We start from the raw sequence: 22,446 nt of genomic DNA, 5'->3' as shown, positions 1-22,446 counted from the left end.
TTTCGTTCACTAGCTAGGCTAGCTACTTAAAACTTTATTGATTACGTTTTGCTTGTTCAGTTTTCAAGGTTCATTTGGTTGCTAGTTTTTTAATAGCAACTCTTAAATTATAATGTACTCAGTCATCATTGTCAACAACTTTTTTCAAAAAAGTTTTTTCGTTCACAAGAGACAACTTTTAAATCTTATCACAATCACATTTTGATGTCAACAATTTTTTCGTTTGTCGAATCTTTATGATGGTGTTGTTCTTACGTCGTTTTAACGACAAGTAATAATTTATCATGTTCGCAATTACTTCGCAAGTGTTTTTTTCATAGAAATCAATATTATTGAAAAAACATGCATTAGTAAGCTATTTTATACACTTATGAGAATGTAGATTTTATATCATTCTCTGTTCTAACTTAAATGATTTGTTTTACTATACATTGCTTTCTTTTAAAACTCAACTAATTAAAAACTAAAACATATAAATATAAGCAGGAGTTAAAAGCATCCGCTTCATTTTCTCCTGCTTACTCAACTAAAAAACCTCATCGTTTGTTATTCAAGCTTCGCGCTACTACTTTAAGCCATCATCTTGTGGATCAACTATATTTAAGCACCACAGGAAATTATCCCATGCGGAATACCAGCCACTAAAAATTTCAGAAGAATCATCCCAACGAACATCAAACTTCTTATGTCCGTCGACCTCTACTAAATATAAAGTAAGATTCTCATCTTTTTTGGCAACTACTAATTTCATTCCATGCTCAAGTTCTTCTTCTGTAAATGGAACATCCGATACAGAACGTAATTGAGCCTGTTCAAATACTTGTTTGTTAATAATTTTGTAATTCATTATATGCCCCCAATAAAAGTACTTCTTTTTTATCTACTGTCATTTATAAAACATAGAACTATAAAAGTATAACCTAAATATAATCCACGTTTAAACAACTTAATTTTTTTAATACAAAAAAGAGGAGAATTGCCTTATCCAGCAAATTCCCCTCTTCATTCATTTTATTCTTACTAGAAAAGATGCTTCGACTATTTTGTAATATGACGCATTGTCGGGAATAATAATACATCACGAATGGATGGTGAGTTTGTTAATAGCATGATTAATCGGTCAATACCGATACCTAGTCCACCAGTTGGAGGCATACCATATTCCAAAGCTTCAATGAAATCATTGTCCATTTCATGCGCCTCATCATTACCAGCTGCTTTCTCCGCTAATTGTGCTTCAAAGCGCTGACGTTGATCGATTGGGTCATTTAATTCTGTGAAGGCATTTGCATGCTCACGACGAACAATAAATAGCTCAAAGCGATCTGTGAAACGCTCGTCCTCTGGATTTTTCTTTGCAAGAGGCGAGATTTCCACAGGGTGTCCATATACAAATGTAGGTTGTACTAACGTTTCTTCTATTTTTTGCTCAAAGAATTCATTGATAATATGACCTACTTCATGAACATCTTTCACTTCTACTCCATGTTCTTTAGCAAGAGCCTGAGCTTGCTCTTTTGTCATCGGCTGCCAGAAGTCTACACCAGTTGCTTCTTTTACGGCATCAACCATGTGAACTCGTTTCCAGCCCACTGCTAGGTTAATTTCATCTTCACCATATTGAACTGTAGTCGTTCCAAGAACTTCCTGAGCAACGTGAGCTATCAGGTTTTCAGTGAGAGACATGATATCTTGATAGTCAGCATATGCTTCATAGAGCTCAATCATTGTAAATTCAGGGTTATGGCGTGTAGAAATCCCTTCGTTCCGGAATACACGACCGATCTCATAAACTTTTTCTAAACCACCTACAATTAGGCGTTTTAAGTGCAATTCGATTGCAATTCGCATATATAATTCCATATCAAGTGCATTATGATGAGTAATAAATGGACGAGCAGCCGCACCACCAGCAATTGTATGAAGCATTGGTGTTTCTACTTCTAAATATCCAGCGTTATCTAGATAGTTGCGGATAGCACGGATAATTTTAGAACGTGCTATAAATGTTAGTTTGCTGTCTTCATTCGTCATAAGATCTAAATAGCGTTGGCGATAACGTTGTTCAACATCCTGTAAACCATGGAATTTCTCTGGCATAGGACGTAGCGCCTTTGTTAGGAATGTGAATTCCTCTGCCTTTACTGAAAGCTCCCCAACCTGTGTACGGAATACATTTCCTCGGATACCTACGATATCTCCCAAATCAGCTTGTTTAAATAATTCATACGCTTCTTCACCAACATGGTCTTGACGTACGTAGATTTGAATTTGGCCACCTAAATCCTGAATATGTGCAAAGCCAGCTTTTCCTTTACCGCGTTTTGTCATTATACGACCCGCAATAATAACCTCTTGCAGATTCTCTTCTAGCTGTTCTTTTGTTTGGTCTGCAAATTGCTCCTTTACTTCTGTTGACAAATGCGTACGCTCAAAACGGCTCCCAAATGGATCTTGTCCGTTCTCTAATATAGTCGTCATTTTTTGGCGTCTCACCAAAAGCTGGTCATTTAATTCTTCTATGTTTGACACTTGTTTCACTCCTTAAATAAATAGCGTTTACGTCCATAATATTTCTATTGTACACAATTTTAAAGCTGTAATCATCTGTTTCAGTTTATTTTCAACACAAGATTAGATAATTAATAATTCTAAAAATTAAAGGCCGTAAAATAAAAGCGTCTCTGTCAAAACTAGAGACGCCAACAATACCTTTATCTTAAATAATGAATTCTTTAGCTTCAGGAATGAAGAAATTGGACTCCGATTCTTCATACTCTCGTACAAGACCATTTAATAACGCGCGAAGCTCTGCTGCCGTTTCTGTTTGGTTAATAGCGTTCCGTGCTTTACCATTACCGCGAATCCCCTTCAAATACCATGAAGCATGCTTACGCATTTCACGAACTGCAATACCTTCTCCTTTTAATTGTAGAAGACGTTCAAAGTGAAGTAGACATACATCCATTTTTTCACGTACGCTCGGTTCTTCCTTTAATTCACCCGTTTCTAGGTATTGAACTGTACGATAAATCATCCATGGGTTACCCAAAGCAGCACGACCAATCATCACTGCATCTACACCTGTCGTTTCAAGCATACGTTTAGCATCCTGTGGTGTTTCTACATCACCGTTACCAAGAACAGGAATTTTCACGTTTTCCTTTACCTGACGAATGATATCCCAATTCGCCTTCCCTTCGTACATTTGTACACGGGTACGACCATGAACTGCTACCGCTGATGCTCCAGCACGCTCAACAGCCTGGGCATTTTCAATAGCGAAGATATGCTCGTCATCCCAACCAATTCGCATTTTTACGCTAATAGGTTTTTTCACTGCATCCACCACAGCCGCTACCATTTCATACACTTTATTGGGATCTAATAGTAACCGTGCTCCCGCTTCACATTTAATAATTTTATTAACAGGGCATCCCATATTGATATCAATAATATCAGCGGTTGTATTTTGATCTACATACTTAGCTGCCTCTACTAACGTTTCTTTATCTCCACCAAAAATTTGCAGTGACAGGGGATTTTCACGTTCATCGATATAAAGCATACCTAATGTTTTTTCGTTTTTTTGAACAATGCCCTTATCACTAATCATTTCAGCATATACGAGCCCTGCTCCAAATTCCTTTACGGTTAAGCGGAAAGCAGAATTACAAATTCCAGCCATTGGAGCTAATACAACACGGTTGTCCATGACAATATCGCCAATTCGAAAGGGCTTCTCTGTTGTTTGACTCAACGTTGTCTTCCTCCTATATAGGCATGTACCTATTTATCCTTAATTAAAAATTTTATATAAAGCGCCTACCTAATTCACTGTAAGAGGTTCGTTAGTTGGCTTCCACAAGCTGATACCTTCACTCTCACAGTCCATCTGTTGCAATAAATGATGTGCTTGTTGTAGCTGACCTCCGAATGGCGTTGGAGTAATCTCTACTAATGGCACTAAGACGAAAGCTCGCTCATACATTCTTGGGTGAGGAACAATTAGGTTCTCTGTTTCAATATTTTCGTGATTGTAAAGTAAAATGTCAAGGTCGATAATTCGTGGACCCCAACGAAATTCTCGCACACGTCCTAGTTCCTGTTCAATTGATTGGCAAATCTTCAGCATTTCAGTAGATGATGCATCGGTTTTGAGATGAACAGCAATATTCAAAAAATCTGCCTGATCTGTATAGCCTACTGCTGCCGTTTCATAAACCGACGAAACACGAACAACCTCAATGTTCACCTTCTCTCTTAAGAGAGCAATAGCCTTTTGAAGGTTTTCATATCTCTCACCCATATTTGTACCTATTGATAGATAGACATCTTTCATTAAAAATCACCTCTCGTTACTTCAACAGACACTTCTTTGTAATAGCCATGAATTGGTGGGTCTGGCTTGATCAGTTCTACACGGACACCTTTTACTTTTTCGGGGTAGGTTGTTAAGATCACGTTTGCTATTTTTACAACAAGTGCCTCAATAAGCTTAAAAGGTTCTCCTTCAACAATATCACGGCACACTGCATAGACCTCTGCATAATTTACTGTATAGGCTAGATCATCTGTTTCTCCAGCCATGGTCATATCTACAGCCAGCGAAACATTTGCTCGAAAACGTTGACCAAGAGTTGTTTCTGCCGCTAATACGCCATGGTAACCATAAAACTGCATATCCTTTAAATGAATGTAATCCATTATGCCTCCTCCTTATACAGTCGCTTTCCTACTAACACATCCGCCATATGTGCTGCGCGTGCCATTTCCTTTACATCATGAACACGTATCATATGACAGCCCTTTTCAATTCCATAAACTACCGTTGCTCCCGTGCCTTCAAGACGTTCATCCACAGGTAGCTTCAGCACATTACCAATCATAGATTTACGTGATGTTGCTAAAAGTACAGGGTAGCCCATCTCCACTAAATCCTCTAAGTGTTGCATCATGGCTATATTATGCTCAGTATTTTTGGCAAAGCCAATGCCAGGATCTAGGATAATATGATGATCAGGAACCCCTGCTTGATGTGCGATAACAATACTTTTTTCTATGTCTGCCTTTGCCGATGCCCAAAAATCAACACCATAATCCAAATTTTCACGATTGTGCATTAAAATTATTGGAACATGTAAATCAGCAGCAACCTGTGCAATTTCCGGTTCAGCTTTTGCTCCCCAAATATCATTTATCATATGTGCTCCTGCCTCAATGGCCGCTCGCGCTACATTTGCTTTATACGTATCCACCGAAATAATGGCATCTACTTCTTTCAGCAATGCTTGTATAACAGGTACAATACGTGCAATTTCTTTTTCATCTGAAATACGCTCGTAACCTGGACGTGTAGACTCTCCGCCTACATCAATTATTTTAGCCCCATCAGCCACCATTTTTTTTGCTTGAGCTACCGCAGCTTCGACACTGTTGAACTTTCCTCCATCAGAGAAGGAATCTGGTGTAACATTTAGAATACCCATTATAAAGGTTTCTTTCGTAAAATCTAATGGAATACCATTAATCGTTAATGGTTTCATATATTTTTCTAGCATAAAAACGCTCCTTCTATCGTTGCTCCACTTCTTGAGCAAATGCATCATGCAAACGCATATAAACAGGTCCTCTATTACCTAATAATTGCTGGTTCTCTACGTTAATGATTGGTACAAGCTCCTGCACAGAATTGGTAATAAAGCATTCCGTACTTTGTTGTAAATCTTCCTTCCTATAAAAGCCTTCGCTTACCTCAATACCCAGGGCATTGGCTTTCTTAATAACCCAAGCTCGAACAATGCCAGGTAGTATACCTGTTTCCAAGGAAGGCGTATATAGTATATCATTTTTTACCCAAAAAACATTTGAGGTCACACCTTCAGCAACGTAGCCTGCTTCCGTTAAAAAGAAGCCTTCTTGTTCCGCCAATGATGGTAGCTCAAAACGCCCCAGCACATTGTTGCCAAAGTGATGTGATTTAACTCGCAGCCCTTGTTCAGGTGAATTACGTGGTGTAGTAAGCCATTGAGCAGTCTTTTCAGTTCCACGAGGTGTATCCTGTAATTCCTTACGAAAGAGAATGACGTTGGGTGTTGTGTATTCTGTTGGCTGTAAACCAATATTATGTTCACCTGCTGAAACATTAAGGCGGAAATAGCCATCCTGACCGCCGGCTTGTTGATTTAATTGTTGCACAACCTCCAGTAATACACTTTCAGGATAGGTAAGATGAATGCGATATTGCGATAGAGCCTGCTGTAATCTTTCCATATGTGCGTCCCATCCAAATACTTGTCCTTTATATGTTCGGAATGTTTCAAAGAAGCCCAAACCATATAAAAAACCGTGGTCAAAGGGGGAAATCCGCAGATCCTTTTCTGCCATATAGCTTCCGTTTATCCAGCACCGCATCTATTTCACTCCTTCTACGTACATTTCTATAAATTGACGCAGGAGTTTTTTTCCTTGCTCAGTCATAATAGATTCTGGGTGATATTGTACGCCCTCTATTGGATAATCCTTGTGACGAAGTCCCATAATTTCTCCCTCTTCTGTCCAAGCGGTTACTTCTAGGCACGTCGGTAGCGTCTCTTTTTCGACAATAAGAGAATGATAGCGAGTAGCTTGAAATGGGTTTGGCATAGCTTTATGTAAACCAACTTCAGCATGTAATACAGGGGATGTCTTCCCATGCATAAGGCGCTCAGCTCGGATTACCTGGCCGCCAAACACTTGTGCAATAGCCTGATGTCCAAGACATACTCCTAAAATCGGAATATTTCCCGCGAAATATCGGATAATGTTCAGACTTTCACCAGCCTCATTTGGGCTACACGGCCCCGGTGAAATAACTATCATATCAGGTGCAAGTTGTTCGATGTCCTCTATTGTTAATACATCATTTCGTTTTACTATTATTTCATGTCCAAATTCCCCCAAATATTGTACGATATTATAAATAAATGAATCATAGTTATCAATCATTAAAATCATTTTGCTCGCTCCTCCGCCATTGCCTTAGCCTGCCACATTGCCTTCGCCTTATTTAAAGATTCCTGATATTCTCTTGCTGGAACAGAATCAATGACAATACCAGCCCCTGCCTGAATATGGGCAACCCCATCTTTTATAAATGCTGTACGGATTACAATATTAAACTCCATATCTCCGGTATAGCCGAGCCAACCAATAGAACCAGTGTATAGACCACGTCGCACAGGTTCTAACTCTTCGATAATCTCCATTGTACGTATCTTTGGTGCACCAGTAATAGTACCTCCTGGGAACATTGCACGGATAACATCAGCATTTGTTTTACCTTCTGCTATTTCTCCCCTAACATTCGATACAATGTGCATGACATGCGAATAGCGTTCAATGACCATAAATTCATCCACTTCTACTGTTCCATAGGTTGATACTCGTCCTAAATCATTACGCTCTAAATCTACTAACATCACGTGTTCTGCGCGTTCTTTATCATTGTCAATTAATTCTTGAGCTAATGCTAAATCTTCCGCTTCAGATTTCCCTCTTGGTCGAGTTCCTGCAATTGGTCTCGTCGATAACTCTTTACCCTGGCGTTTGACTAAAAGCTCGGGTGATCCAGAAACAACTGCAAAATCTGGAGCTTCCATATAAGCCATATAAGGTGACGGATTAAAGGCTCGTAATGCCTCATATACATCCATCGCTGTCGCACTTAGATTTTTGGATTGACGAACTGATAAATTAACCTGAAAAACATCACCTTCCGCGATATAGGTTTGTATTTTCTTCACCGCCGCCTCAAATTCAGTCCCTGCGAATGACACAAGCAATTCACTCTCGTCATTGTCTACTTCTATAGCATTTGTTTTTTCAAATTTGCGCGTAGCTAATCCATCTTGGGCTGCAACTTGCCAATTAGTAGCCCACTCATCTAGGTCAACAACACAATCTTCTAGCTTCATTAACGTGACCGTATTGCTTTTCACATCGTGTACTGCCCAGCAATCAAACAGATAAAAGAAAATATCGGGTATATGCAAATCATCTATAGCTGTATTGGGAAGCACTTCTATATTGCGCGCATAATCATATGTCACAAATCCAATTGCCCCCCCCTGAAAGATTGGAAGCTCCGCATTATAAGAAACTTGATAATCCGCCACGAGCTCTTCTAGTAACGCAAGAGATTCACCTGGTAAAACTTCACTTCTACCGTTTCTCCAATTTACTAAAAGTCCGTTCTCTACTGCTTGTGCAGTTGCTAATGGATTCCAAGCTGCTATTGTAAAATGACCACCCCGTCCACTTTCTAAAAAGACATGCGAATGTTGTGTCTCTGTTTGCTTTTTATAACTATAAAAAAATGAATCTGCATCCATCTCTACTGTTTTCGTCAGAATTGTCTTCAAGTTAGTTTTCCCCTTTTAAATCATATGATGTGATTCCATCTTAACTTGAATATTACTTAGAAGCGAATATTTTTATAAGGCTCTATGAAATTCTAAGCGCACTAAAAAAGACCCCTCATCATGTAGGAGTCTTTTTGTATTAACTTATATTAGTCTTCAAATTGATAGAGAGGTGTTGATAGGTAACGTTCACCATTAGAAGGCACAATAGCAAGCACATTCGAACCCTTACCTAAACGTTTTGCAGCTTCAATGGCAGCATAGATTGCAGCGCCAGATGAAATACCACATAAGATACCTTCTTCACGCGCTACTTTACGAGCTACCTCAAAAGCTACCTCGTTTTCAACAGGGAATACAGAAGAATAGATATCTGTATCTAAAACTGTCGGCACAAATCCTGCTCCAATCCCTTGAATTTTATGTGGACCCGGTTGACCACCCGAAAGAACAGGTGAATCTTTTGGTTCTACAGCGATAATTTCAATTGTTGGATACTTTTCTTTTAATACGGAACCAGCACCTGTAATAGTACCACCCGTACCAACCCCAGCTACAAATGCATCTAGCGTTAAGCCATCAAATGCTTCAACAATTTCAGGACCTGTAGTTAGACGGTGAATAACAGCATTCGCTGGATTTGTGAATTGTTGTGGCAGGAAATAGCCATGCTCTGCAGATAATTCTTCCGCTTTAGCAATCGCGCCTTTCATCCCTGCTGGTCCAGGAGTTAAGACAAGCTCCGCACCATAAGCACGAAGTAGGTTTCGACGCTCTAGACTCATTGTTTCTGGCATTACTAAAATTGCTTTATAGCCTTTAGCAGCAGCAATCATCGCAAGACCAATACCTGTGTTGCCAGACGTCGGCTCGATAATCGTACCACCAGGCTGTAACGTTCCATCTTTTTCTGCCGCTTCAATCATTGCTAAAGCTAAACGGTCTTTCACTGAGCTTCCCGGATTAAAATACTCTAATTTTACATAAACAGTACCTTCATTTTCACTTGTTGCATGATTTAATTTAACGATTGGTGTTTTACCAACTAATTCAGCTATTGAGTTTGCTAATCTACTCATTTAATAATCCACTCCCAATCCCTACTATTTTTATAGGTTTTACTTATTTTGTATTTTATCAATTTTTCCATTCGATTGTCAATAAATAAAACTTGTATTTTCAGAATATTTATCTACCGTCAGTGGATAGAATATTTTACAGTCAATCAAACATCGAACAAAGATAAAAAGAATCTACAACATTTGTCGGGTAAGTCCATTCTGATGACTTCAAATGTCTGCAAGTTGTTTCAGACTCATGCTACCCGCAAACAACTTGCAGATTCCTCTATTTATTATTTTTCTTTTTTAGATTCTCCATAATACCACGTAGCATTAAATTCAGACCAAAACGCTTCTGGTGTAACAGATTGTGGCAACTGCTCTAAAGCCAATTCACGCTCGATATGTTCTTTCACATCGTCATATGTAAAGGATTGTCCCTCTAAAATCTCTTGCACCTGAACAATGCCATAATGACCATTATCTAACTTAAAGGCTTTACTTACCTCATTAACCTTTGTAGACTTCACAGCATTAATAATGGCAGGGTCCACGTTTTCCTGATTTTCCGTCAGGAAACCAACATCTCCCCCTAGGCTTGCCGAAGCACTGTCTAAGGAAATCTCGCGGGCTAGCACTGAAAAATCAGAGCCATTTTTTAACTCACCCAACGCCTCATCAGCAGCTTTCTTGGCGTCAACCTCGATAAAATTGGTACGATAGCTTGTTTTTGTATTGTAAAGTCCCTGATTTTCCTCATAGTACTTTTCAATACTCTCTTCATTTATCACTACATCTTTCGTGAGTACCTTATCTAAAATAAGTTGTGAACGAATTTTTTGGCGAAGTTGCTCCGCAGTAAGGTTTTGCATCGCTGTATCAAATTTATCTTGAGCAGAGCGCATTAAGGCTAACTCGAGATCAATTTCTTGATCAGTAACTTTTATTTTATATGTCTTTGCAGCCTTTTCCATTACAGTTTCATTGACTAAACTTTGTAGGGTTTCTTTGCCATATCGTTCTTCCATAGCAATCATCCACTCTTGTCGCGTGATAACATCCCCGTCAATGGCAGCGACTTGTTCGTCGCTACCAATCTCCTGACCTTTATTTGGGATGACCCATCCAATGAACCATAAAATATTACCTAATAACAATATGGCAATGACAGCCAAAGCTGGTTTGGTTTTTAAACGGCGCTGTAATAAAGGGGTTTGGTTTGTTGTTGCAGTGGCAGAAGGTCGTCTATTACGATTTGAGCTCATCAATAAACCCTTCTAACTCTTCTTTTGAAAAATGATAGGTCTCTAAGCAGAAATGACATTGTGCATCAGCACTGCCATCCTCTTCAATCATTTCTTTAATTTCTGCTATTCCTAGACCTAAAATTGCTGCACCAAACCGTTCTTTTGAACATTGACATTTAAATTCAACTGGCATGGAATCTAAAATTTGTAGATGTCCATTGCCTAATACAGCTTCTAAAATTTGCTCCGGTGTAAAGCCTTTTTCAATCATTTTCGAAACCGGCTCTATTGTAGCAAGATGTTGTTCGATTTCATTAATTGTTTCTTCTTCACAACCTGGCATTAATTGTAGAATAAATCCCCCTGCTGCAAGAATAGTGTTGTCCGGATTAACCAATACACCCAAACCAACTGATGAAGGTACTTGCTCAGATGTAGCGAAATAATAAGTAAAATCTTCAGCTATTTCACCTGAAACAATGGGCGTTTGACCCGAAAACATATCTCGTAAACCAAGGTCCTTAACGATTGTTAGAGCTCCTTCAGTTCCAACACCTGCTCGAACATCCAGCTTACCCTGCTCGTTTAAATCGAAATGAACATGAGGATTCGTGACAAATCCACGTACTTCTCCATGTGCATTACTATCGATTACCATTGGACCAATCGGACCATTACCCTCAATCTTAATAGTGATCTTCTCTTCACCTTTTAACATAGCACCCATCATGACAGCCGCCGTCATTGAGCGTCCTAGAGCCGCTGATACTACTGGCCATGTATCGTGACGACGTTGCGCTTCTGCAACCGTTGCTGTTGTACGAGCAGCAAACACACGAACCTGTCCATTAAATCCTAAACCTCTAACTAAATAGTCCTTCATAAATGAAATGTCCCTCATTTCTTATTGGTTACGTTTATATAGTTTATATAAACCCTTTAGCGTTAAAAACGGATCCACAACATCAATAATTTGCGTTTCCCCTGCAATTAGATTTGCTAATCCACCTGTAGCAATTACTAATGGTTCCTCTTTACTTTGTCCCTTCATCCGATTAACAATGCCCTCAACTTGTCCTACGAAGCCATAAAAAATTCCGGCCTGCATGGCGGAAACGGTTGTTTTTCCTACAATATGTGCAGGTCTTACTATTTCAATACGAGGCAATCTAGCAGCCTGCGTATAAAGTGCCTCTGTAGAAATGGTAATACCTGGGGCAATAGCACCACCCATGTAATCGCCTTTTTCGTTTAAATAGCAGTAGGTTGTTGCTGTACCAAAATCAACTATAATACAAGGTGCTTTATATAAGTCTAAAGCTGCTATCGCGTTGACAATACGGTCAGAACCAACCTCGCGAGGATTTTCGTATTTAATATTCAAACCTGTTTTGACACCAGGACCCACTACTAGAGGTTTTTTTCGAAAATACTTTTGACACATTGCCTCTAATGAATACATAATCGGTGGCACAACTGAAGATATAATAATGCCCGTTACTTGTTCAAATGAAATACCTGCATGATTAAAAAACGAAAGAACTTGCATAGCATATTCATCTTCTGTTTTATAAAGGTCTGTCACCATACGCCAATGGAAGGCTAATTGTTCTTTTTCATCATACACACCTAACACAATATTAGAATTCCCTGCATCTAGAACTAAAATCAAGGTTGACACCCCCATATCATCATTGTAACTTTCGTCAACCTACTGTTACAACTTACATTATCCATCTAACTTGAAGTTAAAACACTTTAGAAAATGATACCATACTTTTTATCCGAGGAAATAGTATTCCAGCCTTCTTTAAAAAAGAGCATCCTTAGTTAGGACGCTCCTTAAAAAATTATTTGAAATTAAATTTTTCCGGATCTGGACCACAGCGTAATCCGTCATTTAAAGCATCCAATTGAGTCATTTCATCATCTGTTAATGCAAAGTCAAAAATATCAAGGTTTTCAATCATACGAGTTTCTGTCATCGTTTTCGGGATGGTTACAACGTTATGCTGTACATCATAGCGTAATACGATTTGAGCAGGCGTTTTACCATACTTAGATGCTAACTCTTGAATCAATGCTTCCTCCAATAATGCGCCGTTCATTAAAGGAGACCAAGCCTCTACTTGGATACCCTTGTCTGTACAATAAGCACGCACTTCCTCTTGTGTTAAATGAGGATGGAATTCAATTTGATTAATAACAGGGACAACTGTAGCTTCTTTCAAAAGATATTCTAAATGATGTACATGGAAATTACTAACACCAATTGAACGCACACGGCCATCTTGATATATTTTTTCGAGTGCCTTATAGACATCCAAATAATTTGTGTCAATGCCTGGCCAATGCACTAAGTAAAGATCCAAATAGTCTAACCCTATCTTCTCTAAACTGCTATCATAAGCAGCAAGTGTTTCTTCATAGGAAAGTCCATCGTTCCAAACTTTAGATGTTATAAATAATTCTTCACGAGTTACCAAACCTTCTTCAATGGCTGCTCTTATACCCCGTCCAACACTTTCTTCATTACGATATACTTGTGCCGTATCAATGCTTCGATAACCTTTCGCAATAGCCGTTTTTACTGCTTCAGCTAAATCCTCACCTTCCGGAACACGAAATACACCGTAACCAACCAAAGGCATTTTAAGTCCATTATTCAATGTTACAGTTCCCATGCGCAAACACTCCTATCGATTTTTATTTACAAATACATCTTGTCTACATCATAAGTGCAGAGTCACATGTAGCTATCTTTCACTAATATCCTAATGCTTCTTCATAATAAAAGGCAAAGAAAAAGGCTGTTTACTCATTTTACAGTAAACAGCCTTTTCAATTTATTCACGTTTTTCGTCGATACCCTTAGGTGTATCATTAGATTCCTTGCCTTCTTTTGCAAGGTCTAAAGTTGTTGGATTTGGGTCTTTACTTAAAAGCTCTTTTTCAACAACTGGTTCACCAATCGTATCTAACGTTGGCTTCGCTTCCACTTTCGGAGTGTTATTCCCCTCAACGATAGCCTCTGGTTCTGGTAAAACACCATGATCACGCAAATGCTCGATTTCCTGCGCATTTAATGTTTCTTTCTCCATTAATGTGTTAGCGATTAAATCAAGTAACTCACGTTTCTCTGTCAGAATACGTTTTGTACGCTCATATTGCGTATCGATAATTTTTTGCATTTCTTTATCAATTTCATAAGCTATTGAATCAGAGTAATTTTGGTCAGAATTAAAGTCGCGGCCAAGGAATACATTTCCACCCTGACTTGAACCGAATTGCATTGCACCAAGATTTTCACTCATTCCATATTCAGTAACCATTGCACGAGCGATACTTGTAACCTTTTGGAAATCGTTATGTGCCCCCGTAGAGACTTCACCAAGAACGATTTCTTCAGCTACGCGACCACCAAGCAGTCCTGCAATACGGTCTAAAAGCTCTTGTCTTGTTGTAAAGAAACGTTCTTCCTTCGGTAACATAATGGCATATCCACCCGCTTGACCGCGTGGAACAATTGTTACTTTGTGAACTGTATCTGCTTCATCAAGCTCTAGACCCACAACTACGTGACCAGCTTCATGGAAGGATACAAGTTTTTTCTCTTTGGCTGAATATACTCGGCTCGCTTTAGCTGGACCAGCGATTACACGGTCAGAAGCTTCATCGATATCTGCCATATTAATGGTACGTTTACTTTTACGAGCTGCTACAAGTGCGGCCTCGTTAAGTAAGTTTTCTAAATCTGCACCTGAGAAACCTGGCGTACGTTGTGCAACTGCTGCTAAATCAACTGTATCTGCTAAAGGCTTATTTCGTGCATGTACCTTGAGAATCGCCTCACGTCCTTTTACATCAGGATGTCCTACTGTAATTTGACGGTCAAAACGACCTGGACGTAATAACGCTTTATCTAAAATATCTGGTCTGTTTGTCGCAGCGATGATAATAATACCCTCGTTTGCTCCGAAACCATCCATTTCAACTAACAACTGGTTCAGTGTTTGTTCACGCTCGTCATGACCCCCGCCTAGACCAGCGCCACGTTGACGACCTACTGCATCAATTTCATCTATAAAGATGATACATGGTGCATTTTTCTTTGCATTTTCGAATAGGTCTCGGACACGTGATGCACCGACACCGACAAACATTTCTACGAAGTCAGAACCTGAAATAGAGAAGAAAGGAACGCCTGCTTCGCCCGCCACCGCACGTGCAAGTAATGTTTTACCTGTACCTGGAGGACCTACAAGTAAGATACCTTTTGGAATACGCGCACCAATTTCTGTGAATTTTCGATGGTCTTTTAAGAAGTCTACAACTTCTACAAGCTCCGCTTTCTCTTCATCAGCACCTGCTACATCTGTAAAACGAACCTTTTTCTTTTGGTCATCATAAAGTTTAGCTTTACTTTTACCAAAGCTCATCACTTTATTACCGCCACCTTGAGATTGGCTCATTAGGAAGAAGAACAAGAAAATGATGATAATGAAAGGAATAATCCCTGTAAAGAATTGAATCCATCCGCTCGTTTCTGGCGCCGCTAAATATTTAATATTACTATTTTTTTCCTTAGCAGCCTCATCAATGCGATCCATTAATGATTGGTTATCGCGAGGGATATTCACTGTAAAGCTTTGACCCTTTTCATAACCTTTCAATGTACCTTCAACGACGTAAACTGATTTATCAGGTTGAATTGTAGCACTTGTTATTTCTTTCTTATCTAGAGCTTGTTGGAACTCATGATAAGTTAACTCTTTCGTTGGTGACTTACCACCATTGAAAGTACCAAAAATACCGATAATCACTAGGAAAATCAGTAGATAGAATATGGTATATCGAAATATTCGATTCATCTCCAGCCTCCTCATTACAAACAGAAAAATTATAAGTAAAATCTTAACATATCATGATTTCATCATACAACGAAAAGCCCTACTTAAAAAATGTTTCGTTCATTTTTTGCTATTATCAAAACAGTTTTTAGGCCATCTTAATACATCCCAGCGTAATTGTACCTGTTCCATAGGCTCGAAATAGCTGAACATTGTGTCAAGATTTCGAATTATGTTAACCATAACGAAAAACATATGACTGCGCTGGAGGCCATAACTTTTAAAGCTGGTGGTTTTCTATCTTAAAATGAATACACTTCAGGTTTCAAGATACCAATATAAGGTAAATTACGATATTTTTCAGCGTAATCTAAACCATATCCAACCACAAAGCCGTCCGGAACTTCAAAACCAACATAATCTGCCGATAGGTTCACTTTTCGACCTGATGGTTTATCAAGTAAAGTAACAATTTTAATTGATTTTGCTTTACGATATTTAAATAAATCTACTAGATAGCTTAACGTTAAACCGCTATCGATGATGTCTTCGATAATTAATACGTCACGCCCTTCAACACTCGTATTTAAATCCTTTAAAATTTTTACTTCTCCAGATGACACGGTAGCATTACCGTAGCTAGAAACATCCATAAAATCTAGCTCAATGAAAGAATCGAAACGTTTCATGAGGTCTGTCATAAATGGCATTGCTCCTTTAAGTACACCAACAGCTAATGGGAAAGCATCTTTGTATTCCTCTGTTAATTGTGCACCTAGATCTGCAATTCTTTCTTGCAATTGTTCTTCTGTAATCATAACTTTTTCGATGTCATTTTGTAACATATCGATTCCTCCTCGTGATGTATCAACAAATCTTCAACCAATTACGGTGAAATATTTTACAAAGACCTTAGTCTACGATGAGCACTGTATCATCGTTTGGTTGCGGAGTGGTTGAAAAAAACATTCCCATACGCACACCAATTACCGCTACCACCTCATCAGACTGAGAAATCAGTAACGGCCAGCTATTCCGCTCATTTAAAGGAATCTTTTCATCTATAAAAAGGCGAGATAAGCGTTTTGGCTGATCCATTCCTTTTAACAGCATTCTGTCTCCATCCTTGCGTGCTCGAATATAGAGCGGAAGGTGGAGTTTGCTAGCGTTAAAATAAAAAAGTTGTGCAGTATCCGTTATCAATTCGGACGATAAATCGTGCAACTTGACTACGCATAAGCGTTCACCATTCATCAGTGTTGTCCACCCATTAGCAGCCGAAATAATTATTTTTTCAGAAGAAGCATGGTCCTCTGTTGAACTATTCTTCCGAATTATTAATTTTCCGTAACGGCGAACTGCAAGGAAATCTTCAGGCAAGTGAATTTCAGCATACCCTGCTGTCGTATCACAAAGCTTTAAAATTGAAGTCAATAAAGCATAACTTTGTATCGTATTTGAATCTTTGTAAAGATAGTTTAATAGTATTAAAATGAGCCTCCTTTGTAAAGCAAGTGGTACCAATTGAAAAGCCTCAATTTCCATGCTATATGTATTTTCGTTACTTCTTTTAATGGTTTTGGAAAATACATCTTGGGCTAATGTCATTAAAAAGGCATTGTCTTCTTGCAATTGCGATGTAAAATGAGTCACCTGCTCGGTCACTCTCGGGTTTTCTGCTTCAAGTAAAGGCACCACATGATGTCTAAAACGATTTCGTACATAAGTATCTTTTGAATTACTGGCATCCTCTCGATAATTTAAACCTTTTCTAAGTAAATATTCCCCTATTTCAGTCTTTGTAACCGTTAAAAACGGACGAATTAATGTTTTTCCTTCAAAATGTCGTTGAGGGCGTATGCCTTGCATGCTATTCATTGTTGCATTTTTTGTCAGGGCCATTAATACTGACTCCAGTTGGTCATCCGCATGATGTGCAGTTACAAGCTTATTAGCATTCGTTTCGTACAAGACTTCTTTAAAATATCGATACCTTTCTCTACGGCATATTAGCTGTATATTGCCATTCTCCTTTGCAAGTATTGTTGGTATGGAGATCGCTGTGGCATGTAAATAAACGCCATTATCATCACAATACTTTTGTACAAATGCTCTATCTTCCGCAGAAGCTTCTCCTCTCAGCATATGGTCAACATGTACTGCTTCCACCCGAATGTTCCAGTGCTCTTTTGTTTGAACAAAATAATGAAGTAAAGCCATAGAATCTACTCCCCCCGAAACGGCGATGAGAAGATGGTCGTCTTGCTGTAATAATTGCTCTTTTTCAATAAATGTCTTAATCTTTAATTCAAATGACAAACGCTTCTCCTCCCCTTTTCGATAACATAAAAGATGATTAACTCACAGAATATTGAGCTGGTCTAAATACAGCCCATGTAGGTACAACATGTGTCACCTCTAACATGAGTACTGTACAATCATCTTCTATTTCAAAATAATCTTGGAATGACTGCATAATCGTTGTTAGTTTTTCTTGTATAGTATTATTTGTACTGGCTACCTGCTGTGCATAGGCTAAAAATGTCTCTTCTTGTTCATCCCAGTCAGCAACACTAGAAAACAGGCCATCTGAATGCATTAAAATGACATCACCAGCTTTTAGCTTTCTTTTTTCAGCCTCAACTGCAGAAATAGATAAAAAACCTACAGGTGCTGCATTGCTTTCAACCTTTATGATTTCCTTCCCTCGTAAAATATAGGTCGACATTCCCCCAGCCTTCCACGACCATAAATCACCATGCTGTAAATCAACTAGTGCAAAATCAAGGGTTGCATACATATCATCCTGTTGCTTTAACGACATGACATAATGCAACGTATGCATTGCGGTTTCAGGATTCATATTGTAATTAAGGCACTCTCGCATTAAATGTATTAATTTTCTACTTTCATGTTGCGCTTCTTTACTTTGCCCCATACCATCAGATAACAAAATGGCAAAAAGTCCTGGATGCAACTGAAAAAGCGCGTGTGAATCCCCAGAATACAAGGTCGCATCTTTAGACATGCTATATATATCATACTCTACTTCAAAGCTAATAGCTGACCTAAAGCATATTTGAATATGTCGAAAAGGTATTTCACAAGCCACCACTTTTTCAATTTCAAATGGTTCATTAAAAATTTCGTAAAGAATCGGCAAAATCATCCGTTCAGCTAATGTCGTATCTTTTTCCCAATCGACCCGCGCTGGCGCCAAAGCACAAACTATCTTTCTAGCTCCTGGCTTATTGTTAAGTACATCAAGCTGAAAGCATTCAATATGGGCATCCTTTAAGCGTTCAATAATATCCTTTTCAACACTTACAAAAGAGACCGTATCCTCCTTCATTTCAGCAATTAACTGGTTTAAATGATTACTCATATCACGAAGCTGTAGTGCAATCATTTTTTTCCCATGAAAGTACTGCCCGTTAATGCGTTCTCTGTATAATTCAGTATCTAACTCCTCAAAAATCTTTGTCGATTTCACGCATTTATAGCGCATTTGTTCTTCTACACGATGAATGGCTGATTCCTTGCCTACTCCCTTCATATGAAACCAGTCTGTCATCAGCTTGTCCATCCCATTATTTTGTGCTCCCCAGCAATGATCATAGCGGAAACAGCTTAAACATGTATTCATCGGGGATACTTCCTTCGCTTCCTCAACGGGTGCGGTCATAAAACGCTCAAATACCAGCTCCTTCATAAATTGCACGAAATGCTGAAAATGTTCTAATTTATATGTGACGTGTTCAGTTAACCAATTTTGTCTTGCGATTAAAACCTCCTCCCGTTGTGGGAAGAGCTTGTCCCGCACCTTATCTGAATATTTTCTTGGGATGGTTAGGAAAAGAACGCTTCCAATGGCAATGGAAGTGAAATACACACTATCTAATGGCAATGTCGCATCATAAAATAAAAAAAACACACTAGGTAAGATACTCCCAATGGCAACACCGAATCTACCACCTTTAGCTCCCATACCTGCACATAGTCCTGTTAAGGTGGCAACAGATAGCATGCCGGTAAAGGAAAGCTTAGCAACACCAATGAGGGTTCCTAATACCGCTCCGATTACCGTTGCCAGCGGCACACTTCCAACTAATGCCCCAAAACAAATAAAAAGCTGCAATAAAAATATAGGAAGCGAAAAATAGCTAAACACAACTGCTTGCATCCCTGTAAGCATGGCAGCAAACACTACTAACCCTGACCCGAGCTTTTCGTAGGTCCAATGGCTTGTAAACCATTCATACGAGTTGACGAAAAGCACTTGCATAAATAGAGTCATAATTAAAGCTAGTGCCGCTTCACAGCCTACATAAAATTGTACAAGCACTGGTGGTAAGCCTTGATACATCGCCCCTTGCCACATAAATTGCACTAATAGAACCGCTAAAGAGACGGCAATACTTTGAGGTAGTCGCCAGTAACGGAAACGCATAATACATTCATACATAATAATTTGTAGTGCTAAAATAACGACCTGTCCAAAGCCTAGGAAAAAACAGCCCGCCAAACTTCCAAATAAAACAAATTTGGCATACTCCCTATACTTTGTTCGAATAATTGCCCAAAAAGGAACTGAGAATGGTACGGCCGCTTCAAATACAACGGATTGAGCCAAAAAAAAGGATGTTAAAAAAAATAGGGAGCCTATGAAGATTTGCTTCTTTTTGATCCCTAACTTTCGGTCGTCTACATCTGCTGTATTATACCAATCAATACTTGTCATTTAATTATCCCCTTTCCCGCACTTTTGGCTATTATAAAGAATTATGCACGGAAAGATTGTCTGACGTTGGCATAAAAAAATATAAACATTTCGACGAATACGTATACATAAATACGTAAATTGGCAACAATTACCTTTATAATTGTCGGTCAATTTGAACCTACGTGAAGTTATCTGTCCCTGACAATACAACAGATTTCATCGACCTTTTAAATAAAACCTTCTTAAATAGGCGTGCTATCTACTTTCTCCCAATGACGGCGATACAATTCTACTTAAGAACAAAAAATCCGCTAAAACAGCTATATATAGCTGACTCTGTCTTATATTGTTTAACCAATTTTATTGCAAATTATATTTTTTGATATTTTTTATTAATTTTCTTGACACTAGCGCCAATGGCTTGTATTATTTAACTTGTTGCTTAAACGACATGCGGAAGTAGTTCAGTGGTAGAACACCACCTTGCCAAGGTGGGGGTCGCGAGTTCGAACCTCGTCTTCCGCTCCATCAAAAATTGGCGGCCTAGCTCAGCTGGCTAGAGCGTACGGTTCATACCCGTAAGGTCGGGGGTTCGATCCCCTCGGCCGCCACCATAATAGGCCCCTTGGTCAAGTGGTTAAGACACCGCCCTTTCACGGCGGTAACACGGGTTCGAATCCCGTAGGGGTCATCTCAAATAGGCGTCTCAGAATGATATTCTGAGACGCCTATTTTTTACTCTATAATGTCGATGTGTCCAAGGTTTAACTATGTGACTAAGTATAAAATATGGCATACTACATATAAGATTGTATTTTTAGGAGGTTTATTTTCCTTGAGCGCATTAACTAAAGCTGCTTTAATTTGTGGAAGTGGCTCAATGATTATTCTTATTTCAATACTTATTAATTTACCATTTGTTATTCAAATAATGTTACTACTTTGCGGGCTCGCTGTGAGTGTATACGGAGTCTTTTTGCTTGTTAAAATGGTTGTTCATCCAGCAGAAAAAGTTTCCATTGCTCCTGCCGATGAAAAAGTAGTTACACCTATCAAAAAGAAAAAAGGACCTTCCTCAACTTTATAGGTCAATCCACTAAAAAGGGATTAGCTTCTTATCAAAGCTAATCCCAACTCTATATCATACACTTTTTCTACGATTAAAACAGTCAGCAAACTACCCTCTTCTAGCTCCGCGACCTCCGCGTTTTGACTCTGTAGCACGTTTAAGTGTTGCTAGACGTTCATCACTATCTTTTAAGAAGCGTGCCATTTTTTGCTCAAAATTTTCTTTTGGCTGGTGGCGGTCGTTACGATCGTTAGAGCGATTATCGCGACGTGGACGTGCTGGACGCTCTGGACGCTCTGGTCTCTCAGCTTGAGGCTTTGCTTTACGGATTGAAAGACCAATCTTTCCGTCCGCTTCAACATTCATCACTTTTACTTCAACTTCATCTCCAACTTTTAGATGCTCATTGATATCTTTTACATAATTGTCAGCAACTTCACTAATGTGAACTAAGCCTGTTTTGCCATCTGGCAGCTCAACGAATGCTCCAAAATTTGTGATTCCTGTTACTTTACCTTGTACCTTGCTGCCTACTTCAATTGACATAAAAAAAATGCTCCTCCTTAAAAATTAAGCGACTCTTTTGAGCCATGTAATCAATTTAATTAAACTTTTTACTGCAATAAGCTTCTCTTTTCATTATATATAACTAAAAAAGTGTGTCAACAATACATAGCTTTTCAGTCGTCTTTTTTATCTTCCTTATCTGGAATTATAAAAATAATCTCACCTTTTTCAGACAAGTAATACTCTTTTCTTAATAGTTTTGCGATATATTCATCATCCTGTAATTGTTTGATTTTTAGATTTAAAGAATCCTGTTCCTCTTTCAATTCAGAGAGATGCTGTTTCGCTTCTTCCTTTGATTTCTCTTTTATTGCTAATGTTTCGTGTTGGTTGGATAGCACATTTAAGAGAAGGGCGATAATAATGACTGGTACAATCGCAAAAAAGACGATACGACGCAATTTACGTTTTCGTGCCTGCTGCTTGCGATTTATAGCTTTATCCGTGTTACGGACATAGTCATTATCAAGCTTTGTAAAGTTCTGTTGTTCATCATTTGATGAATGACGTCTTGTCATGCCCGCACC

General features: G+C 38.8%; 21 protein-coding genes and 3 tRNA genes. 4 read left to right on the top strand and 20 right to left on the bottom strand.

Annotation, left to right across the window (positions count from 1 at the left end):
* Nucleotides 1-565: 565 nt before the first annotated feature.
* The 18 genes from ACP3VS_RS21500 to ACP3VS_RS21415 all read right to left on the bottom strand — a co-directional run bounded on the left by ACP3VS_RS21500 (nucleotide 566) and on the right by ACP3VS_RS21415 (nucleotide 20,301).
* The gene (locus ACP3VS_RS21500; protein WP_012291910.1) at nucleotides 566-847 is read right to left on the bottom strand and encodes a hypothetical protein; all 282 of its coding nucleotides are present in this window, start codon (nucleotides 845-847) and stop codon (nucleotides 566-568) included.
* A gap of 191 nt (nucleotides 848-1,038) precedes the next feature.
* Nucleotides 1,039-2,541 (bottom strand): lysine--tRNA ligase, encoded by a 1,503-nt coding sequence (gene lysS / locus ACP3VS_RS21495; protein ID WP_012291909.1) that lies wholly within the window; start codon nucleotides 2,539-2,541, stop codon nucleotides 1,039-1,041.
* Nucleotides 2,542-2,719: 178 nt separating this feature from the next.
* Nucleotides 2,720-3,760 (bottom strand): tRNA dihydrouridine synthase DusB, encoded by a 1,041-nt coding sequence (dusB, locus tag ACP3VS_RS21490; protein ID WP_012291908.1) that lies wholly within the window; start codon nucleotides 3,758-3,760, stop codon nucleotides 2,720-2,722.
* 69 nt (nucleotides 3,761-3,829) lie between these two features.
* A complete protein-coding gene (gene folK, locus ACP3VS_RS21485) occupies nucleotides 3,830-4,342 on the bottom strand; it encodes a 2-amino-4-hydroxy-6-hydroxymethyldihydropteridine diphosphokinase (protein ID WP_012291907.1) in 513 nt (170 codons plus the stop codon).
* Entirely contained in the window at nucleotides 4,342-4,707 is a 366-nt protein-coding gene (gene folB / locus ACP3VS_RS21480) for a dihydroneopterin aldolase (RefSeq protein WP_012291906.1), read from the bottom strand. Before folB ends, folK begins: the two co-directional genes overlap by 1 nt.
* The gene (folP, locus tag ACP3VS_RS21475; RefSeq protein WP_031416136.1) at nucleotides 4,707-5,561 is read right to left on the bottom strand and encodes a dihydropteroate synthase; all 855 of its coding nucleotides are present in this window, start codon (nucleotides 5,559-5,561) and stop codon (nucleotides 4,707-4,709) included. The genes folB and folP overlap by 1 nt, the downstream gene beginning before the upstream one ends.
* A 13-nt stretch (nucleotides 5,562-5,574) precedes the next feature.
* Nucleotides 5,575-6,414, bottom strand: coding sequence for an aminodeoxychorismate lyase (pabC, locus tag ACP3VS_RS21470; RefSeq protein WP_031416135.1), 840 nt, complete (start codon nucleotides 6,412-6,414; stop codon nucleotides 5,575-5,577).
* Nucleotides 6,415-6,996 carry an aminodeoxychorismate/anthranilate synthase component II gene (pabA, locus tag ACP3VS_RS21465; protein ID WP_012291903.1) on the bottom strand — a complete coding sequence of 194 codons (582 nt, stop codon included), beginning with the start codon at nucleotides 6,994-6,996 and terminating at the stop codon, nucleotides 6,415-6,417. It lies immediately after the preceding gene.
* Nucleotides 6,993-8,402 (bottom strand): anthranilate synthase component I family protein, encoded by a 1,410-nt coding sequence (locus ACP3VS_RS21460; protein WP_031416134.1) that lies wholly within the window; start codon nucleotides 8,400-8,402, stop codon nucleotides 6,993-6,995. Before ACP3VS_RS21460 ends, pabA begins: the two co-directional genes overlap by 4 nt.
* A 149-nt stretch (nucleotides 8,403-8,551) precedes the next feature.
* A complete protein-coding gene (gene cysK, locus ACP3VS_RS21455) occupies nucleotides 8,552-9,481 on the bottom strand; it encodes a cysteine synthase A (protein WP_012291901.1) in 930 nt (309 codons plus the stop codon).
* A 275-nt stretch (nucleotides 9,482-9,756) separates the two neighbouring features.
* The gene (locus ACP3VS_RS21450) at nucleotides 9,757-10,728 is read right to left on the bottom strand and encodes a peptidyl-prolyl cis-trans isomerase (RefSeq protein ID WP_031416132.1); all 972 of its coding nucleotides are present in this window, start codon (nucleotides 10,726-10,728) and stop codon (nucleotides 9,757-9,759) included.
* Nucleotides 10,712-11,593, bottom strand: coding sequence for an Hsp33 family molecular chaperone HslO (hslO, locus tag ACP3VS_RS21445; protein WP_031416131.1), 882 nt, complete (start codon nucleotides 11,591-11,593; stop codon nucleotides 10,712-10,714). Before hslO ends, ACP3VS_RS21450 begins: the two co-directional genes overlap by 17 nt.
* A 21-nt stretch (nucleotides 11,594-11,614) precedes the next feature.
* On the bottom strand, nucleotides 11,615-12,382 hold the full coding sequence (locus ACP3VS_RS21440; RefSeq protein ID WP_031416130.1) for a type III pantothenate kinase: 768 nt from the start codon (nucleotides 12,380-12,382) through the stop codon (nucleotides 11,615-11,617).
* A 178-nt stretch (nucleotides 12,383-12,560) separates the two neighbouring features.
* The gene (locus ACP3VS_RS21435) at nucleotides 12,561-13,394 is read right to left on the bottom strand and encodes an aldo/keto reductase (RefSeq protein ID WP_031416128.1); all 834 of its coding nucleotides are present in this window, start codon (nucleotides 13,392-13,394) and stop codon (nucleotides 12,561-12,563) included.
* A 162-nt stretch (nucleotides 13,395-13,556) separates the two neighbouring features.
* Nucleotides 13,557-15,581 (bottom strand): ATP-dependent zinc metalloprotease FtsH, encoded by a 2,025-nt coding sequence (ftsH, locus tag ACP3VS_RS21430; protein ID WP_036160354.1) that lies wholly within the window; start codon nucleotides 15,579-15,581, stop codon nucleotides 13,557-13,559.
* Between the two features lie 281 nt (nucleotides 15,582-15,862).
* Nucleotides 15,863-16,405: a hypoxanthine phosphoribosyltransferase gene (gene hpt / locus ACP3VS_RS21425; RefSeq protein WP_012291895.1), complete on the bottom strand. Its 543-nt coding sequence runs from the start codon at nucleotides 16,403-16,405 to the stop codon at nucleotides 15,863-15,865.
* A gap of 67 nt (nucleotides 16,406-16,472) precedes the next feature.
* Nucleotides 16,473-17,879 (bottom strand): tRNA lysidine(34) synthetase TilS, encoded by a 1,407-nt coding sequence (gene tilS, locus ACP3VS_RS21420; RefSeq protein ID WP_031416125.1) that lies wholly within the window; start codon nucleotides 17,877-17,879, stop codon nucleotides 16,473-16,475.
* 37 nt (nucleotides 17,880-17,916) lie between these two features.
* The gene (locus ACP3VS_RS21415; RefSeq protein ID WP_012291893.1) at nucleotides 17,917-20,301 is read right to left on the bottom strand and encodes a SpoIIE family protein phosphatase; all 2,385 of its coding nucleotides are present in this window, start codon (nucleotides 20,299-20,301) and stop codon (nucleotides 17,917-17,919) included.
* Nucleotides 20,302-20,736: 435 nt separating this feature from the next.
* Here ACP3VS_RS21415 and ACP3VS_RS21410 point away from each other — a divergent pair.
* The 4 genes from ACP3VS_RS21410 to ACP3VS_RS21395 all read left to right on the top strand — a co-directional run bounded on the left by ACP3VS_RS21410 (nucleotide 20,737) and on the right by ACP3VS_RS21395 (nucleotide 21,370).
* A tRNA-Gly gene (locus ACP3VS_RS21410) sits at nucleotides 20,737-20,811 on the top strand.
* Nucleotides 20,812-20,820: 9 nt separating this feature from the next.
* Nucleotides 20,821-20,897, top strand: a tRNA-Met gene (locus ACP3VS_RS21405).
* A gap of 5 nt (nucleotides 20,898-20,902) precedes the next feature.
* A tRNA-Glu gene (locus ACP3VS_RS21400) sits at nucleotides 20,903-20,974 on the top strand.
* A 144-nt stretch (nucleotides 20,975-21,118) separates the two neighbouring features.
* Nucleotides 21,119-21,370 carry a hypothetical protein gene (locus ACP3VS_RS21395; protein WP_012291892.1) on the top strand — a complete coding sequence of 84 codons (252 nt, stop codon included), beginning with the start codon at nucleotides 21,119-21,121 and terminating at the stop codon, nucleotides 21,368-21,370.
* A 90-nt stretch (nucleotides 21,371-21,460) separates the two neighbouring features.
* On the opposite strand, the gene ACP3VS_RS21390 is transcribed toward ACP3VS_RS21395, so the two are convergent.
* Together ACP3VS_RS21390 and ACP3VS_RS21385 are read right to left on the bottom strand one after the other, a co-directional pair.
* Nucleotides 21,461-21,898: a S1 domain-containing RNA-binding protein gene (locus ACP3VS_RS21390; RefSeq protein ID WP_008180281.1), complete on the bottom strand. Its 438-nt coding sequence runs from the start codon at nucleotides 21,896-21,898 to the stop codon at nucleotides 21,461-21,463.
* Between the two features lie 134 nt (nucleotides 21,899-22,032).
* A complete protein-coding gene (locus ACP3VS_RS21385; protein WP_012291890.1) occupies nucleotides 22,033-22,437 on the bottom strand; it encodes an FtsB family cell division protein in 405 nt (134 codons plus the stop codon).
* Between the last annotated feature and the right edge of the window lie 9 nt (nucleotides 22,438-22,446).

This window comes from Lysinibacillus sp. VIII_CA (assembly GCF_049943995.1).
Lineage (GTDB): Bacteria > Bacillota > Bacilli > Bacillales_A > Planococcaceae > Lysinibacillus > Lysinibacillus pinottii.
The sequence above is the reverse complement of the archived record's forward strand: the minus strand, read 5'-3'. Positions and strand labels throughout refer to the sequence as shown.

Bases quoted from the DNA above. Each gene is read 5' to 3' on its own strand.
- ACP3VS_RS21500 (WP_012291910.1), bottom strand. From the start codon at position 847: ATGAATTACAAAATTATTAACAAACAAGTATTTGAACAGGCTCAATTA.
- folK (WP_012291907.1), bottom strand. From the start codon at position 4,342: ATGAAAGATGTCTATCTATCAATAGGTACAAATATGGGTGAGAGATAT.
- folB (WP_012291906.1), bottom strand. From the start codon at position 4,707: ATGGATTACATTCATTTAAAGGATATGCAGTTTTATGGTTACCATGGC.
- folP (WP_031416136.1), bottom strand. From the start codon at position 5,561: ATGCTAGAAAAATATATGAAACCATTAACGATTAATGGTATTCCATTA.
- pabC (WP_031416135.1), bottom strand. From the start codon at position 6,414: ATGCGGTGCTGGATAAACGGAAGCTATATGGCAGAAAAGGATCTGCGG.
- pabA (WP_012291903.1), bottom strand. From the start codon at position 6,996: ATGATTTTAATGATTGATAACTATGATTCATTTATTTATAATATCGTA.
- cysK (WP_012291901.1), bottom strand. From the start codon at position 9,481: ATGAGTAGATTAGCAAACTCAATAGCTGAATTAGTTGGTAAAACACCA.
- ACP3VS_RS21450 (WP_031416132.1), bottom strand. From the start codon at position 10,728: ATGAGCTCAAATCGTAATAGACGACCTTCTGCCACTGCAACAACAAAC.
- hslO (WP_031416131.1), bottom strand. From the start codon at position 11,593: ATGAAGGACTATTTAGTTAGAGGTTTAGGATTTAATGGACAGGTTCGT.
- ACP3VS_RS21435 (WP_031416128.1), bottom strand. From the start codon at position 13,394: ATGGGAACTGTAACATTGAATAATGGACTTAAAATGCCTTTGGTTGGT.
- ftsH (WP_036160354.1), bottom strand. From the start codon at position 15,581: ATGAATCGAATATTTCGATATACCATATTCTATCTACTGATTTTCCTA.
- hpt (WP_012291895.1), bottom strand. From the start codon at position 16,405: ATGTTACAAAATGACATCGAAAAAGTTATGATTACAGAAGAACAATTG.
- ACP3VS_RS21415 (WP_012291893.1), bottom strand. From the start codon at position 20,301: ATGACAAGTATTGATTGGTATAATACAGCAGATGTAGACGACCGAAAG.
- ACP3VS_RS21390 (WP_008180281.1), bottom strand. From the start codon at position 21,898: ATGTCAATTGAAGTAGGCAGCAAGGTACAAGGTAAAGTAACAGGAATC.
- ACP3VS_RS21385 (WP_012291890.1), bottom strand. From the start codon at position 22,437: ATGACAAGACGTCATTCATCAAATGATGAACAACAGAACTTTACAAAG.